This is a genomic window from Sphingopyxis sp. sgz302558 (genome assembly GCF_057220455.1).
Map to the genome: position 1 here is coordinate 156,510 of NZ_JBXPUZ010000001.1, position 15,970 is coordinate 172,479.

General features: G+C 63.1%; 14 protein-coding genes. 3 read left to right on the forward strand and 11 right to left on the reverse strand.

The genetic code is table 11. From position 1 onward, the window contains the following. Positions 1-5: 5 nt before the first annotated feature. The 10 genes from AC2TC0_RS00800 to AC2TC0_RS00845 all read right to left on the reverse strand — a co-directional run bounded on the left by AC2TC0_RS00800 (position 6) and on the right by AC2TC0_RS00845 (position 13,409). Complete coding sequence (locus tag AC2TC0_RS00800) at positions 6-857, reverse strand: lysophospholipase (protein WP_484715589.1); 852 nt, start codon at positions 855-857, stop codon at positions 6-8. Next, positions 854-2,314, reverse strand: coding sequence for a DUF3336 domain-containing protein (locus AC2TC0_RS00805; RefSeq protein ID WP_484715590.1), 1,461 nt, complete (start codon positions 2,312-2,314; stop codon positions 854-856). The genes AC2TC0_RS00800 and AC2TC0_RS00805 overlap by 4 nt, the downstream gene beginning before the upstream one ends. A 36-nt stretch (positions 2,315-2,350) precedes the next feature. Continuing rightward, the gene (locus AC2TC0_RS00810) at positions 2,351-3,979 is read right to left on the reverse strand and encodes a WS/DGAT/MGAT family O-acyltransferase (protein ID WP_484715591.1); all 1,629 of its coding nucleotides are present in this window, start codon (positions 3,977-3,979) and stop codon (positions 2,351-2,353) included. Positions 3,980-3,981: 2 nt separating this feature from the next. Then, positions 3,982-6,354, reverse strand: a complete 2,373-nt coding sequence (locus AC2TC0_RS00815; protein ID WP_484715592.1) for a glycerol-3-phosphate 1-O-acyltransferase — start codon at positions 6,352-6,354, stop codon at positions 3,982-3,984. Between the two features lie 2 nt (positions 6,355-6,356). After that, entirely contained in the window at positions 6,357-7,985 is a 1,629-nt protein-coding gene (locus tag AC2TC0_RS00820) for an HAD-IB family hydrolase (protein ID WP_484715593.1), read from the reverse strand. A gap of 137 nt (positions 7,986-8,122) precedes the next feature. After that, positions 8,123-8,821, reverse strand: a complete 699-nt coding sequence (locus tag AC2TC0_RS00825; protein ID WP_484715594.1) for a hypothetical protein — start codon at positions 8,819-8,821, stop codon at positions 8,123-8,125. Positions 8,822-8,886: 65 nt separating this feature from the next. Further along, complete coding sequence (eda, locus tag AC2TC0_RS00830; protein WP_484715595.1) at positions 8,887-9,498, reverse strand: bifunctional 4-hydroxy-2-oxoglutarate aldolase/2-dehydro-3-deoxy-phosphogluconate aldolase; 612 nt, start codon at positions 9,496-9,498, stop codon at positions 8,887-8,889. A 97-nt stretch (positions 9,499-9,595) separates the two neighbouring features. Further along, on the reverse strand, positions 9,596-11,422 hold the full coding sequence (edd, locus tag AC2TC0_RS00835) for a phosphogluconate dehydratase (protein ID WP_484715596.1): 1,827 nt from the start codon (positions 11,420-11,422) through the stop codon (positions 9,596-9,598). Beyond that, positions 11,415-12,878: a glucose-6-phosphate dehydrogenase gene (zwf, locus tag AC2TC0_RS00840; RefSeq protein ID WP_484715597.1), complete on the reverse strand. Its 1,464-nt coding sequence runs from the start codon at positions 12,876-12,878 to the stop codon at positions 11,415-11,417. The genes edd and zwf overlap by 8 nt, the downstream gene beginning before the upstream one ends. Positions 12,879-12,998: 120 nt before the next feature. Then, positions 12,999-13,409, reverse strand: coding sequence for a (deoxy)nucleoside triphosphate pyrophosphohydrolase (locus AC2TC0_RS00845; RefSeq protein WP_484715598.1), 411 nt, complete (start codon positions 13,407-13,409; stop codon positions 12,999-13,001). Positions 13,410-13,493: 84 nt separating this feature from the next. Between AC2TC0_RS00845 and AC2TC0_RS00850 the strand changes: the two genes are divergently transcribed. From AC2TC0_RS00850 to AC2TC0_RS00860, 3 genes are all read left to right on the forward strand, one after another. Further along, positions 13,494-13,664 carry a Flp family type IVb pilin gene (locus AC2TC0_RS00850; protein ID WP_484715599.1) on the forward strand — a complete coding sequence of 57 codons (171 nt, stop codon included), beginning with the start codon at positions 13,494-13,496 and terminating at the stop codon, positions 13,662-13,664. Positions 13,665-13,797: 133 nt separating this feature from the next. Then, positions 13,798-13,956, forward strand: a complete 159-nt coding sequence (locus AC2TC0_RS00855) for a Flp family type IVb pilin (RefSeq protein WP_484715600.1) — start codon at positions 13,798-13,800, stop codon at positions 13,954-13,956. Between the two features lie 135 nt (positions 13,957-14,091). Further along, positions 14,092-14,250 carry a Flp family type IVb pilin gene (locus AC2TC0_RS00860; protein WP_484715601.1) on the forward strand — a complete coding sequence of 53 codons (159 nt, stop codon included), beginning with the start codon at positions 14,092-14,094 and terminating at the stop codon, positions 14,248-14,250. Between the two features lie 94 nt (positions 14,251-14,344). Here AC2TC0_RS00860 and AC2TC0_RS00865 read toward each other — a convergent pair whose 3' ends face one another. Beyond that, positions 14,345-15,877 (reverse strand): M48 family metalloprotease, encoded by a 1,533-nt coding sequence (locus AC2TC0_RS00865; protein WP_484715602.1) that lies wholly within the window; start codon positions 15,875-15,877, stop codon positions 14,345-14,347. Positions 15,878-15,970: the final 93 nt, after the last annotated feature.

Sequence of the window (15,970 nt, forward strand, 5' to 3'; positions counted from 1 at the left end):
GCAGTTCAGGCTTTCGCGGGCAAATGGGCATCGAACCAGGCGACCAGATCGTCAAGGACCGCCGCCTGTTCGGGCTCGTTATAGATTTCGTGGAACAGTTCCGGGTAGCGGATCAATTTTTTGTCCGCTGACCCCGCCGTGTCGTACAGATGCTGGCCGCCTGCGGGCGCCGCTAGTGCGTCGGCATCGCCGTGCTGAACCAGCAAAGGCGTGGCGAGGCGCGGCGCGGATGCCGCTGCCTCGGCCATGGCATCAAACATCGCTTCGGCCAGTCGCGCACCGATCTTGCCGTTATGAACACGGGGATCAGCCAGATAAGCAGCGACAACCGCGGGATCACGGCTGACGCCACGCGCGTCCAATGCAATGACGCCCAGCCGCGGCGCGATGCGCGACAGGATGCGGCTGATCCAGATGGTGACGCGCGACGGGGGCGCGGCGGGCAGTATGGCCGGCCCGGACACCGCCGCCGCCGCATAGATTTGCCGGTGGCGCAGCAGATGATGCACCGCGATGAGCCCGCCCATGCTGTGCCCCAACAACAATAGCGGCAAATGTGGATATTCGGCGCGAACATGCGACAGCAGCGCGTCCATCCCGTCGAGAAACACCGAAAAAGCCGGAACAAAGCCCGGCGTTCCGTCCGAACGCCCATGGCCCCAATGGTCAAGCGCGACCACAGCAAGCCCTGCGCCATTCAGCCGCGCGGCGACATGGCCATAGCGTCCGGCATGTTCGAACAGCCCATGCGCGAGCAGCACGACGCCGCGCGGGCGTTCGGCTGGCCAATGGGTGACCGCAAGCCGGTCACCTGCGCCGCGCGAGGCGGCGGGAAGCACCAACACATCGGCGCTCATCGCACCGCCTTTTTCAGCGCGCGGCTGCGGTGGCCGACGCCGTCGTCGCCGCGCGCGTCGATGCGCATCAATATGCCTTCGAGCGCGCGGCTGATTGCCGTTTGCGTGCGCACCATTTCGACCCGCGGCCAAGCAGTACGCATGCCGCTGTCCATCAGCTCGTCAATCTCGTCCTGTTCGAGGTCAGACAGAATTTTCGACGGCGACCAGAATTTTGCCGGGCGGATGATGTTGATGTCGCCGGTGTAATCCTGATTGATCAGCGACAGGGTGAGGTTGGCGAGGCTGTTGAGCGGCGGCACCATGGCCAGCGGCTTTTGAAATATCGTCATATTGGCGTTGAGCCACGCCTTGAACGTCATCATTGAGGCGTGCTGGATCGCCTCGAGCGGTGCTTTTTGCTTGCGCATGTCGGTGGCAAAGGGCAGCGCCAGCGGATTGGCCTGGCTGACGATATGGTGGTTGACGCCGTAGAGCCGCTCGAGCCGCTTGGTCGGCACGTCGTGTGTTACCGACCCGTCGACCCAGCGCCGGTCAGGCTGGTAGGGCACGCTGCGCCCCCGGGCGTCGCGTGCCATCAGCATAACCGGCGGAAACACGCCCGGCACAGCGCAGCTCGCCAGCACGGCTTCGCGCACCAGCACGTTGGGGGCGGCGATGGCATTGAGCAGTCGCCCGTTCTGATGCTTTTCCGCCGGTGCAACCGACACGTTCAGATGCTTGCCGCTGACCTCATAGGCCTCCTGAAAGGTCATGTCGGGGATCAGCGAGGCCAGCCGTTCGCGCACCTCGTCCTGCGTCATGCGGCGCTTCTTGCCATTGGCACCCACTGCCGGATCATTGTTCGCCAAGACGCCTGAATCGAGCCAGGTGCCAACCTCGGCATCCTTGCGCGTCGCCACGATGGCGGCGACAATTGATCCGCCGCTGGCGCCCGCCAAAATGCTGGGCAAAACCCCCTCGCTCCACAGCGCTTTCACCACGCCGACATGGAAAAAGAGGAACGCCCCCGATCCGCTGAGGAGCAGCGCCGAACGGCCGTAGCAATGCTGCGCCCGGCGAAAGAAATCGCGCCGTTCGTCGAGCGTGATGCCGCGCGCCTTTTCGATCAGATGCAGCGCATCGACGACCGCGCCGACATAATCCTCGATCAACTTTTTGGTGCCGAACCGCGCTTTTTGATACAGCCGTTCGTGACCCATGCCGTCCATATTGCCGTGGATGCCTTCGTTCAGCACAAACAGAAGCCCGCGCACATCGCCGGCATCGGCGAGCATGGTCAGTTTTTCCAGCCGGGCGCGGATAGCGCGATAATCGAAATGCTGGCTTTCGTCAGCGTCGCGCCAAGCCTTCATCCCCGACCGTTTGTCGAGCGCCTGCGCCGCCTTTGACCACGCCTTGTAATCAGGCGCATTGGCCAGTTCGCTCTCGGTGCTGAGCGTCGGGGTAAAGATCATGCGGTCATTCCTGCCCACGGCTAATGCCGGATTAACTCATTTGCCCTTGCGCGGCGCTTTGGGCTTGGCAAGTTTTTTGGGTGCCGGCGCTTTCCCGGTTTTGGACTTGGGTGCCGGCCTGGCCGCGGCCTTGGCCGGCTTTGCCGCTGCGGCAGGCTTGGCTTTTGCCTTGGCAGCAGTCCCGGCCGCTGGCTTCGCCGTTTTTTTCGCCGGCGGGGCGACAGACCGTGGTGCATAGCCGCCCGCGCGCGGCTGGGCGGCGAGCAGTTCAGCGAAACTGTCGTCGATGCACTGCCGGAAAAAGGCGATATCGGGCATCACTTCACGCTCGGAAATGATCGAGAAAGCGATGCGCCCGTTATAGCTCGGCGTGGCGATGAATAGTCCCATATTGTTGGCAAGCGGCGCCATGCCATATTGCTGGATAAGCTTTGCGCCCGCCATATAGAGCGGCACCTGCGCCCCCGGCACGTTGGAGATGAACAAATTGGTCGAGCGCACCGCGAAGCGTTCGTTGGTCAGGATGCGCGCCACCGCCGCCATCGTCGCGCCCGGAATATGCTGCGACAGGTCGGTCATCACCCGCGCGCTGATGCCGGTTTTGGCCTCCTTCGCCTCGACCGTATAATCGCGCACGGCGGCGAGCCGTTCGAGCGGGTCGGCAATGTCGGTGCGGATCGGCACGCTCATCGCCGACACCTGGTTGCCCGGGGTCGATGCCTTGCCTGCGCCGCCTTCCTTGCCCCGCCGGTTGATCGGCGCAACCGCGACCAGGCTGTCCTTCGGCAGTTCCCCGTGATGGTCCAGATATTTGCGCAGCGCGCCGCCACAGGTTGCCAGCACGACATCGTTGACCGTCGCGCCTTCAACCTTTTTGCGGATCAGCGAACAATCGGCGAGCGACACGCTGGTGCCGTCGAACATCTTGTGCGGGCCGACAGGCACGTTGAAGCGCGTTTCGGGCACGCCGGCCGTCATGGTGCCGTCGGTCATCGTCTTGCGCGCGGCCTGCAAAATCGCGGGCGACATTTTCATCAGCGCGTTCATGAATTTGACCGGCGACTGCATCGATGCCGACCAGGCCCGCGTCAGCACCTCGGCCGGGGTAGGCGGACGGCCCAGATCAAATTCCGGCGGCGGCGCGTCGATGGCCGGGGTGCCATTCGGGTCGATATCGCTCATCGCGATAAAGGCGTGCGCGCCCGACGCGCCGTCGACTGCGGCATGGTGCACGCGGTGCAGCATGGCAAAGCTGCCCGGGGGCACGCCGGGGATGCGGTCCAACCCCTCGATCACGTAAATGTCCCAAAGCGGGCGGTTCATATCCATGGGTTTGGAAAAGTAGCGCGCCGTGGCGATGCAGAATTGGCGCCAGTCGCCCGGTTCAGGCAAGCGCGCATGGCTCATATGCGCTTCGATATCGAAATGCTCGTCTTCGACCCAGTAGGGGTGGTCGATATCGCCGGGCAGGCGATAGAGGCGCCGTTTGAACAGCGGCGAGGTGTGCACGCGGCTCTCGACGTGGCGGATAATGTCCTTGAAGCGCACCTTACCCGCCGGCGCGGTCGCCGGGTCGTAGATATAAACGCCCATGATGTGGGTCAGGTTGTTCGCTGTTTCGATATAGAGGAATTGTGCATCCTGCGCGCTTAATTGCTGCACCATCGTCATTCCCTTTCGCCCGCCATCGTATCGGCTAGTTCGACCGTCGCCAAGCGCATCGCTTCCATCCGCGCCGCGAGCGTGCGGAGCGCGCGCAGCATCGCTTTGCGGGCCGTGCGCGCGGCGGGATCCGTGACGCCCGTCAAACCCATGTGCCGCGCCAGCGCAAAGCCATTGGCGAACAGCAATTTGCCAATCGCCGCCTCGCTGCTGATCCGGCGGAGGAGATAGGCCTGGCGCCCTTCCATCAACGCGGCCTCACAAATGACCTTTTCGTCGGGCACAACGCCGTCGTCGAGCCGGGCCAGCAGGTCGAACACCACCGAATAGGCCTCGGCATATTGCAGCAGCGCGGCATGGCCGACCAGCGGCTGGCAACGGCGGATGAGTTGGTGGATGCCGCGCGCACCGCTCGCCAGGCGTGATTCCCATTTGGCATCAATGCGCCCAAGTTCAGCGGCAATGGCGGTGCGGTGGGCTTCGCGCGGCGGATAAAAGAATTCGAATTTGAACAGGTCGCGCAGCCGGTCAATCTCGGCCCAGAAAGCCGCCGCAGGATCGGCATCCTCGCCATCACGCAGCGCGAACAGTGCGACCTCGATCATCGCGCGGTCCAGAAAATGGTGGACGATCGTGTTGCGATAATAGCTCGCCATCGCATGTTTGGCGGGATCAATCGAATAGATGCGCTCGCTGCCCTGCTCGAAACGCAGCAACAGGCCCGAGGCGACCAGCGTATCGACCGTATCGCTGAGCCCGCCCGCATCGCCCATTTCCAGTTCCTGCGCCAGCCGGATACCGCGCTCGCGCGCCCAATCGGTGATGAAGCCGATAGTGATCAACAGTTCGGGCACAGTCGCACCGCGCGGCGCGGTACCCAGCAGGATCAGACACATCACGCCGGTGACGGTCAGCGGGGTGACGCGGTTGGCCTCGACCGCCACCGCAAAAGCCAGCCGCTCCAGCGCGCGCTTGTCGTCGGGGTCGGTCACCTCGGGGATGACGATCGGCTGGCCGATATCGATGCGCAAGCGCCCCATGGGTTCGCGTAAAGACCGCAGATATCCGATAAACCAGCCGATATTTTCGGGGCGCTTGACGCGGCCTGTCTGTTCCTCGGCATATTCCTCGACGTCGCGGATCAGGTCGAAACTGGTGACAAAGGGAATGAAATGGACGTCGCGCGTTGCGGTCGCGTGCGCAGCGTCCATCACATATTTCATCAAGCCATAGCGCGGCGGCATCAGCTTGCCGAGCCGCGAGCGGGTGCCTTCGAACGCCCAGGACAGCGGAAAGCGTTTGTCGAGCAGCCAGCCGATATAGTGCCTGAGAACCAGTTTATAGACCGGCAGATCCTGAAAACTGCGGCGGATATAGATCATCCCCGAGCGGCGGAAAAAGCCGCCGATGGGAAAGAAATCGAGGTTGGCCCCGCCAAAGCTGTGCAGCATCGGCAGATCCTGTTCATAGGCGAGGCGACTGGGCGTCGCGCCGTCGATATAGGTTTTGTGGGTGAAAAGGATGCAGGTTGGAAATTGGCGCAGTGTCGCGCGCAGCCGTTCCACCTCGGCCTGATCGACCAGCATCGTGTCGCCATAACCCGAGCCGAACATGAATCGATCGAAGCGCGCGCGCAGGTCGAGGAACAGCGCCGACGGCCTTGCGATCAGCTCGCGCATATAGCCCGACGCTTCTTTTTGCAGAACCGCCAGCGCCTGTGCGCTCGCTTCGGCCTGCGCGGCCAGCGCGGCGCGGAAACGCGGACTGGTGCGCAGACCCGCGGCAACGAAGCGCGGTACCTTGTAACGGCTACCGCGCACCCCGCGCTCGGCGATGTCGAGCGCCAGCCCCGCCTGCCGCGCGACGAAACCGGCAAAGGCACCGTCGGCGTCGCCTTCTCCGCGCGCCTCGGGCGCGATCAGGCCGAAGCGCGCGGCCAGATCGGCGACGGTGGCGGCCTCGCCCATCAAAATCTGCGCTCGCCGCCGGTCGCGCGCCAGGATCAGACGCGCACGCAGCGGCCCCGGCATGCGCGGATCACCGAACAACAACTGGCGCAGACCAAGCGATTTTTGCGTTTCGAAATGGGGAATGCGCCAGGCGACACGCAGGGGCACGACCAGCCGCGCCGGATCGCCCTCCAAAGCTGCGGCGAGCGGGCCTAGCGGCAACTGGTCATCACTGTCGGCAATCGGCAGGCTGATCCAGCGGATGGCATCGCCCGCGCCGTCGCCCCCGGCCCGCTCGCCAAAGGTCGCATGGATCCAGTCGGTCAATATCGCGCGATCAACGCTGTGGCGCGCGTCGAGGATGAACAGGCGCGCGCCCGCGATGCTGTCCCCCGCCATCGGCAGGACCGCCGCGGGGGGCACCGGCACGTTCAGCCTGCCTTGCCTTTGCGTTTGGGCGCAGCCTTGGCGCCGGCTTTTGTCTTGGCGGGCGGCTGGGCCTTGGCAGCAGGCTTGGCGGCAGGTTTCGGTGCTTTGGCGGGCTCTTTTGCCTTGGGCTTGGGCTTGGTCGACGCCTTTGCGTTCGGCTCGGCCTTGCCCTTTCTGGCGATCGATTGTTCGACGCTCTCTTCAGGCTGGCCCAGCACGCGCAGCATGGCGTTGCGGACGTCGGTTATATGCTGGCCGAGCCGCGTCATCGTCCAGCCGCTGGTGTCGACGGGGGACAGCACGGTGACCTTCACCGTCGCCGGGCGCATCACAAATTCATTCTTGGGCGCGACATCGGTGGCATTGTGGATGACGATGGGGACGATGGGCACGCCCGCCTGCATGGCGAGGTGAAAGGCGCCTTTTTTGAACGGCAGGATTTTGGGGGTCAGCGACCGCGTGCCTTCGGGCGCGATCACGATGGATTTGCCCTCAACCTGAATCGCCTCGACCAACGGCTCCATCGCCTTGATGGCGCTCTGGCCGTCGGCGCGGTCGACGAACACGGTGCCGCCCCATTCCATCAGCTTGCCGAGGATGGGGATGTCCTTGATCTCCTTTTTGCCCACCCCGCCCATGTCGCGGCGGATGAGCTTGGCCATGATCATCACATCGGCCTTGCTCTGGTGGTTGAAGATGAAGACGCAGGGGCGCGAGACCCAGAGGTTCTTCTCGCCCTCCACTTCCAGCTCGACGCCGGTGATGGCGGTCGCAAAATCGCCGAACAAGCCGATGGAAAAATTCGCCGCCTCGCGCTGCGAGCGGGTGAGCGCCCAAATGGGCAGGCCGGCGGCGAAAGCACCCACCAGACTGCCGGTGGCGTAAAGCGTGCGGGTGTAATCGACCCACGTCGGCGTCCCCCGGCTGGCGAAGCGCTGCACCGGCCAGCCATTTTCCTCGGCAATGGCTTTGAGCTTCAGATTGGGGTTGAGCGGGCGCGGCTTGCCGACCCGCTCGAGCAGTTCAAGATCATCGTCGCTGTCGGTGTAGAAAAAGCTGTTGTCGAGATCGATGCCCAGCTCGTCGGCCAGTTCCTCCGCTGCGATCACCTTGCCTTCGCCGAAGCACAAGGGGCGGATAATCTCGCCGGTGAACTCGCCGCTTTCATCGACCTCATAGGCCGAACATTTGATGTGGCGGATGCCAAGATCGCGCGCGGTGGGGGCAATCTGGTAGATGGTCGCCGACGAGATAATCGCAACCGTGTGGCCCTTGGCCTGATGCGCCTCGATAATCGCGCGCGTTTCGGGATAGATTTTGCGCGCGATATGTTTTTCGTACAGTTCCTCGCCGAACTGTTCGAAGCTCGCCTCGTCAACGCCTTTCATGAAGCCGGCAGCGGCGGTCATCAGCCCCGAAAAGCCGATATTGCCAAGACTATGCTGCGCGATGACCTGCGCGGTTTCGACAATTTCCTCGACCGACATTTCGCGCCGCTGGAATTTTTCGCGCAGCATCGCGGTGGCCGAATAGCCCGCGATGATGGTGCCGTCGAAATCGAACAGCGCGGCAATGTGCGCGCCGGGCTCCGACTTCAGCACTTCTTCCAGATGCTTTTGCGACCCCGCCATCGGGCCAACCCCTTCCCGTCCCTATCTTTGCGCGACAGTGGCAAGAAATGCAGGGGTTGGAAAGGGGGAACGCTTGCAGGCTGTAGTACTCGACACAAGTTGATCAGGCTGCGGGGTTGGTCCAGGCTAAATAGCGCTTAGGCCGCACCAGCGCGACCGCTCGGCGAGATGTCGGGCTTGCACTGGTCGTGGCGACGAACATTCTCCAAAGTGACGTCGCCATGCAAGTCTGTGAGTTCGGGGCTGTAGGCAATGTCCACAATTGTACAGGCAGTGCGCACGTCTGAAATGCTTAGATTGCAGCTGATGGTGACATGGTCTGGGTATGAGGGGCCGCTCCACCGCACGCCGCCAACTATGGGATTGCCGTCAGCCTTTATTAGGCGAAGCTGGATGCTTTGATAACGCGAACCCTCTGCTCGGCTTTCATATCGCGCCCGAGACGCAACACATCGGCCACCATTTACGTCGCAAAAGCTGGTCCGAACATCATGCGAAAATGTTTCACGGCTGAAGGGCAAACTGCCCTTTTCATCATATCGCACTAGAAGCTGCTTGGCAGCATCAGGCAAGGAATCTCCACCCAAATCGACGGTAATTTGCGGGAAAACAGGTTTGCAGAGACGCGCCACGCCCGATTCTGACAAAGCTAATGTGGAGCCGAAGATGATAGAGGCGACCCCCAACGCCGCAGAAAAGAAACGGATCGGCAAGCGCGACGATTTGCTCATGGGACGGAATGCCTTTCCTTGCATCCTGCCGACAGTGCCAAAAAGTGAAAATGTTGTAAAGGTCTCAATGCCTTGCACTTCTACTCTGCGCAGAAAAGCCAGCAATATCGAGTTATCGGCATGGAGGTGGAAGTGAGTTGCATCAGCCTCGGCTTGCTATGACATCAAGCTCACAGCGCCGCCGCTTCGCGCGCCAGTTTCTCGATAACCGCCGGATCGAGCGGACCGGCGGGCACCACCCAGCTGCCGCCGACGCACAGCACCGAGGGGTGCGCGAGCCATTCGGGGGCGGTCGCCAGGCTGATCCCGCCGGTCGGGCAGAAACGTGCTTCGCCGAAGGGCGCGGCGAGTGCCTTCAAGGCGGGCAAGCCGCCCGCCGCCATCGCGGGGAAGAATTTGAAGCGGGTCAGCCCCATGTCCATGCCGCGCATGATGTCGCCCGCATTAGCGGTGCCTGGCAAGAAGGGGATGCCGCTGGCGATGGCAGCTTTGCCGAGCGGTTCGGTGAGGCCGGGCGAGACGATAAACTCCGCCCCTGCCGCCTCGGCATCGGCCAGCATCGCGGGGTTGAGCACGGTTCCCGCACCGACAATCGCGCCTGTAACCGATTTCATCGCGCGGATCGCATCGAGCGCGGCGGCGGTGCGCAGCGTGACTTCGAGCACGCGCAAGCCCCCGGCGACCAGCGCTTCGGCCATCGGCACCGCATCCTCGGCGCGGTCGATAACGATTACCGGGATAACCGGCGCGGTGCGCATGATTTGGTCGATTGCAGCGGTCATTCTGGTTCCATTTCCTCGTCATTGCGAGCGTAGCGAAGCAATCCAGGGGCGGTTCTGCGCAGCTCTGGATTGCTTCGCTGCGCTCGCAATGACGCAGTTAGGTTATGCTCTCCATCGCCGCCAGCATGGCCGACCCGCCCTTTTCCGCCTCATCAGCGTGCAGGCGGAACAGTGCGAACAATTCGCGGCCCACGCCCAGCGCGGGTGGAGGCGCTGCCACCGGCGTGCGGGCGGCCCAGACGGCGGCGTCGACCAGCGCGGTGACTTCGCCATCGCGCGCGCAGATGCGCACGACATCGCCGTCGTGCAATCGCGCCAGCGGGCCGCCGCCCAGCGCTTCGGGCGACAGGTGGATGGCGGCGGGCACTTTGCCGCTGGCCCCCGACATGCGCCCGTCGGTTAGCATCGCAACCTTAAACCCCTTGTCCTGCAAGACGCCTAAGGCCGGGGTCAGCTTGTGCAGTTCGGGCATGCCGTTGGCGCGTGGCCCCTGAAAGCGGATGACGACGACGGCATCGCGCTCCAGCTCGCCCGCCTTAAACGCCGCCAGTGCATCATTCTGGTCGCTGAAAATCCGGCACGGCGCCTCGATGGTCCAGCGATCCTCGGTGACCGCGCTGACCTTGATGACGGCGCGGCCGAGGTTACCGCTGAGCAGACGCATTCCCCCATCGGGGCTGAAGGGGGCCTTGACCGGGCGCAGCATGGTGTCGTCGCGCGTGGTTGCGGGCGCGGGCTGCCATGCCAGCGCGTCGCCCTTCATTACCGGTTCGCTGGCATAATCCGCCATCGTGCCGCCGACGGTCATGATGTCGCCGTGCAGCAGCCCCGCCCCCAGCAGCTCGCGGATCACATAGCCGATGCCGCCCGCCGCGTGAAACTGGTTCACATCGCCAGAGCCATTGGGATAGACGCGCGCGAGCAGCGGCACGGCAGAGGACAGCCGGTCCATATCTTCCCAGTCGATGATGATGCCCGCCGCACGCGCGATGGCGGGGATATGAATCGCGTGGTTGGTCGAACCGCCAGTCGCGAGCAGGCCGATGGTGGCATTGACGATCGCCTTTTCATCGATGCAGCGCGCGAGCGGGCGATAATCATCGCCGTCCCACCCGATTTCGGCGACGCGGTGCACGGCGGCACGGGTGAGTTCCTGCCGCAGCTTTTGCCCGGGATTGACGAAGGCACTGGCGGGGATGTGCAGCCCCATCATTTCCATCATCATCTGGTTCGAATTGGCGGTGCCGTAAAAGGTGCAGGTGCCTGCGCCATGGTATGACGCGGCTTCGGCCTCGAGCAGTTCGTCGCGCGTCGCGAGACCCTGCGCATAGCGCTGGCGCACCGCGACCTTTTCCTTGTTGGCAAGGCCCGACGGCATCGGTCCGGCGGGAACCAAAATCGTCGGCACATGGCCAAAGCGCAGCGCGCCGATCAGCAGCCCGGGGACAATCTTGTCACAAATGCCCAGCAGCAGCGCGCCTTCGAACATGGCGTGCGACAGCGCAATCGCGATCCCCTGCGCGATATTGTCGCGGCTGAACAGCGACAGGTCCATCCCCGCCTGCCCCTGCGTCACGCCGTCGCACATGGCGGGGACACCGCCCGCGACCTGCGCGGTCGCGCCTACTTCACGCGCCCACAGCTTAATCTGTTCGGGATAGCGGCCGTAGGGCTGATGCGCCGACAGCATATCATTATAGGCGGTAACGATGCCGATGTTCATCGCCCCGCCGCTGCGGATGACGGGCTTGTCCTCGCCCGCCGCAGCGAAGGCGTGGGCAAGATTGCCGCAGCTAAGATTACCCCGATTGGTCCCGCGCTCGCGCTGTTCGTCCATCAGGTCAAGGTAGCGCTGGCGCGATGAAGCGCTGCGCTGGGCGATACGCTCGGTGACGGCAGCTATGGTGGGGTGGAGTTCAATCATGCCAGCTCGCTCCGTCGCGTTCGATCAGTGCCACTGCCGCCGATGGACCCCAGCTGCCGGCCGTATAGCTCTGCGGGGTCATGTCGACCGCAGCCCAGGCATCGCGGATCGAATCGATCCATTGCCACTGCGCTTCCACTTCATCGCGGCGCACGAACAGCGTCTGGTCGCCCTCAATGAAGTCGAGCAGCAAGCGTTCATAGGCAATCCGGCGCCGTCCGCTGTCGAGGCTGTCGGACAGCGAGACGTTGAGCGGCACTTCCTTCAGCCGCACGCCGTCGCGGTCCAGCCCCGGCTGTTTCGCCATGACCGTTACCCGGATATTCTCCTCGGGCTGCAAATTGATGATCATGCGGTTGGCGTCGAGCCGCCCGGCACCGACGCGCGCGAAAATATTGTGCGGCACGGGTTTGAACTGGATCAGCACCTCCGACCGGCGCTGGGGCATGCGTTTGCCGGTGCGCAGGTAAAAGGGCACGCCCTTCCACCGCCAATTGTCGATGAAGGCCTTGATCGCCACGAAGGTTTCGGTTTTCGACGCCGCGCCGAGTTCGTCGGCATAGCCAGCCACTGCCGCGCCATTCACTGCGCCGCTGCCATACTGGCCCTTCACACTATGCGCCTGGACATCGGCGGCGGTGAGCTTGCGCAAAGACCGCAGCAATTTCACCTTTTCATCACGAACTGCCGTTGCCGATACGCTCGACGGCGGTTCCATCGCAATGATCGCCAGCAATTGCAGCATGTGGTTCTGGACCATATCCTTGAGGGCGCCGACGCCATCATAATAGGAGACGCGGCCTTCCAGCCCTACCGTCTCCGCCACGGTAATCTGCACATGTTCGATGGCATTGGCGTTCCACAGCGGTTCGAACAGCGCATTGGCAAAGCGCAGGGCGAGCAGATTCTGCACCGTTTCCTTGCCCAGATAATGATCGATCCGGAACACACGGTCCTCGGCGAACACCGCCGCAACCTCGGCATTGACCTGGCGCGAGGAGGCAAGATCGGTGCCGATGGGCTTTTCCATCGCGATGCGGCACTCGTCGCAGGCGATGCCGACGCGGCCGAGCGCGGTGGCGATGGGGCCGAACAGCGACGGCGGCGTGGACAGATAGACGCCAACGGGCCGCCCGCGGCGCGCGCCGAGTTGCTCGGCCAGCGCCTCAAATCCCGTACCCGCGCCAACATCGACCGCACAATATTCGACGCGCGCGAGGAATCCCGCGAGCAGATCATCGCTCACGCGGTCAGCGGGCAAATGGTCGTGCAGCGCCTGGCGGACCTGAGCACGAAAGGCATCACTGTCCATCGCCGAGCGGCCCGAGCCGACGATGGTCAGCGCGTCGGCGAGCAGACCGTCGCTGTGGAGATTATAGAGCGAGGGGAACAGCATCCGCTGCGCCAGGTCGCCGGTCGCGCCGAACAAGATGATGGTTTCGGTCGCCGCTGCCAATGCCCGCTCCTTTGTGGCTGCAATCGCAAGCGCAGTGGCGCAAGGCGGGCAGCATTGCAACGCGCATACGTATTGCACTGGTCGATTTCCGCTGCGGCACTGCGTGCGCGCGCCATAAAGTTACAGCAGCGTGTCGAGCAATCCCAGCAGCGGGCGGTCGGCGGGCGGCATGTCCAGCGCAAACATCTGCGCCGGACGCAACCACTGCAGCGCCGCGGCATGGCGCGGCGCGGGTGTCCCCGACCATTTGCGGCAGACATAAAGCAACAGGACAAGGTGGCGTTCGCCGAGCGGTTCGGATGCGAAACAGGCGGGCGCGAGGCAGGCCGCCTCGACATCGATTCCCAGTTCTTCGGAAAGCTCGCGGATCAGCGCGGCCTCGGGCGTTTCGCCCTTTTCCACCTTGCCGCCGGGAAATTCCCACAGGCCCGCCATCGCGGCCCCCGCCGGGCGTTGCTGCACCAGCACGCGGCCATCGCCGTCGACCAATGCAGCCGCAACGACCGTCAACCACTGAACCGGTAAATTCACGCTATCTCCAGCGGACAATTTCTTAACCTTTTATGACCTAGAGTCACACGCAATCGCAACTCGCGCTTGGACCAGGGCGGAACGATGAAGAAATTGCAAGACCTTCGCGGCTGTCGCCGCGCCGCAACTGCCGTCGAATATGGGCTCATCCTTGCGCTCATCTTCCTCGCTATGGTGGGCAGCCTGACCCAGGTGTCGGAAGGCTCAAATAACATGTGGAACAATGTTTCCAGCAAATCGGGCGCTGTCCTGTAACGGGACAGCGGGCCAAGAAATCCCGACCGCCGCTGTTAAGAATTTCAAAACCAATGCGGCCTAGGGTGAGGTCAGTTGAAACGGACCAGTGTTTCAACCGGGTAAGTGAAGTGACATTTTCAGGAGACCAGTCATGAAGTTCATCAAGAAGTTCGTTCGCGACAACAAAGCCGCCACCGCCATTGAATATGGCCTGATCGCTGCTCTGATCGCCGTTGCCGGCATCACCGCGATGGGCGCCGTTGGTACCGGCATCCAGAACACGTTCAACAACGTGAAGAACAAGCTCTAATCAGAGCGCCAGTTCGGGTGCGACAGGCCTTTGCGGTCTGTCGCACCTGAATTGTTTTCCCTACTCAGGGTTACCGAGTAAAAGACAGGACCAGACCGGGATACCCGAGCATTTTTTTGCCGAGGAGACCTAGTCATGAAGTTTATCAAGAAATTTGCTCGCGACACCAAAGCCGCGACCGCCATTGAATATGGCCTGATCGCTGCCCTGATCGCCGTTGCCGGCATCACCGCGATGGGCGCCGTTGGTACCGGCATCCAGAACACGTTCAACAACGTGAAGAACCAACTCTAAACAGGCTTGTTGCTGTCGGGCGTGCCATCGTCTGCCTGACGATCAAGACAATGGAGGGGCGGCGGACGTTTCCGGCGCCCCTTTTGCTTTGCGCTCAGCGCGCGCCGTAGACGATGATTTTGACCTTCTGCCCCGGCGTCAGGGCGGCATTGGCGGGCAGGCCGTTGAGCACCTGAAACCGTTCGGCCTGATAGGTGGTATAGGCCATACGCTGCGCCAGACTGGCCATGCTATCCCCGCGCCCGACGGTAATGACGTCGAGCCGCCGGGGTCGAACCCCGCGCGCTTCACCATCGGTCATGCGCCGGACGCTGGCAAACATGGGATCAAAGCCGCGCAGCTGCCCGGCAGGTGCCAGTGCCACAAAATGATAGGCCCGGTCGCGTGCAAATTCATAGGCAAAAACAGCGACATCGACTTGCCCGGACTGCGTATTGACGCGCGCGTTGGCAAAGGCCGCAGGCAAACCGTTAATTGTCGTCCGCCGGACCTCACCATAGGGGATGCGCGTTTCGCCGCCCAATTTCTTAAAGGCCGCAGCGACATAGGCATTCATGTCACCGGCATAAGGAGCGAGCGTGAATTGCGCCTGCCCGTTCGAACCGGCGATAGCCACCGCCGTTGCGCCATTCTGCATCCCGAATCCGGCCGGCACGGCAAAGCGCAGTTTGAGATCGGGGTGGAGAAACTCATTGCCCTCGATCACCCCCTGTTTGGGATCGTCGCCATATAGCGTGCCATCGATCGCCGCCAGAAAGGCTGCGGCGTTGCGGTTGCCGCCGCGCGTACCGTTAATCTGCCGCGCCACCGCCGCTGCACGCTGGACGCGCGAGGCCGGGTCAGGGTGGGTGCTGGCCCAGGCGGGCAACGACCGCGAATCGCGGCCCGCGACGCGCGCGTCGAGCGCGGTCTGATTGGCGAGACTGGCGAGCATCGAGGCAAGCGCCGCAGGATCATAGCCCGCTCTTACCAGATATTGCGCGCCGAGCTGATCGGCCTCCAGCTCCTGCCCGCGCGAAAAGCCCAAGGTCGCGGCTTGGGCAATCTGCATCGAGCTGTTTTCAAGGAGGCCGCCCAGCCCGCCAAGCAGCCCGCCACTGTCGCCGATTGCCCCACCCAGCACGGTGCCCAAAACGCCCAAAATAGTGTTACGCGTCGCCGCGTCCTGCCGCCGCTTACTGTGGCGCGCGGCAACATGTCCCACTTCGTGGCCCAGCACGCCCGCCAGCTCTGCCTCGTCATTCATCAGTCCCAGCAGCTGGCGCGTGACATAAACATAGCCGCCGGGGATAGCGAAGGCGTTGTTAATAGGCGAGTTTAGCAGCGTAACCGTAAAGTCAGTGCGCGCGCCCGAAAGGCCCGATTGCACCGCAATTCCCTGCCCCACCCGCGTCACATAGGCCGCTTGCGGCCCAGTGTAAGCACCGCCGAATTCGGCCATCAGCTGCGGATGATATTGATCGCCTTGCTGGCGTTCCTGCGGCGAAATCGAAGTCGCCGTCCTGATTTTCTTGAGCTTGATCGACTGCGCCGCGGCGGGCTGCGATGGCGACACCGTCAATGCCATGGCGGCAAGGACAGCGGCAACAGTCGCGACAGGCAGGCCGTGACGCAAAATTTTGGTCATCGCAGTCTCTCCCTCCGCGAACGTAGCAACATGCTGCCATGCGATTGGCCTTCAAGCCACGGAAAAGATGAATGAGGCGTGATGAACACGCCA

Excerpts from the sequence above, each read along its gene's own strand:
- AC2TC0_RS00850 (WP_484715599.1), top strand. The coding sequence starts at position 13,494 with ATGAAGAAATTGCAAGACCTTCGCGGCTGTCGCCGCGCCGCAACTGCC.
- AC2TC0_RS00855 (WP_484715600.1), top strand. The coding sequence starts at position 13,798 with ATGAAGTTCATCAAGAAGTTCGTTCGCGACAACAAAGCCGCCACCGCC.
- AC2TC0_RS00820 (WP_484715593.1), bottom strand. The coding sequence starts at position 7,985 with ATGGCGGGGTCGCAAAAGCATCTGGAAGAAGTGCTGAAGTCGGAGCCC.
- AC2TC0_RS00805 (WP_484715590.1), bottom strand. The coding sequence starts at position 2,314 with ATGATCTTTACCCCGACGCTCAGCACCGAGAGCGAACTGGCCAATGCG.
- AC2TC0_RS00810 (WP_484715591.1), bottom strand. The coding sequence starts at position 3,979 with ATGGTGCAGCAATTAAGCGCGCAGGATGCACAATTCCTCTATATCGAA.
- AC2TC0_RS00800 (WP_484715589.1), bottom strand. The coding sequence starts at position 857 with ATGAGCGCCGATGTGTTGGTGCTTCCCGCCGCCTCGCGCGGCGCAGGT.
- edd (WP_484715596.1), bottom strand. The coding sequence starts at position 11,422 with ATGATTGAACTCCACCCCACCATAGCTGCCGTCACCGAGCGTATCGCC.
- eda (WP_484715595.1), bottom strand. The coding sequence starts at position 9,498 with ATGACCGCTGCAATCGACCAAATCATGCGCACCGCGCCGGTTATCCCG.
- AC2TC0_RS00860 (WP_484715601.1), top strand. The coding sequence starts at position 14,092 with ATGAAGTTTATCAAGAAATTTGCTCGCGACACCAAAGCCGCGACCGCC.
- AC2TC0_RS00865 (WP_484715602.1), bottom strand. The coding sequence starts at position 15,877 with ATGACCAAAATTTTGCGTCACGGCCTGCCTGTCGCGACTGTTGCCGCT.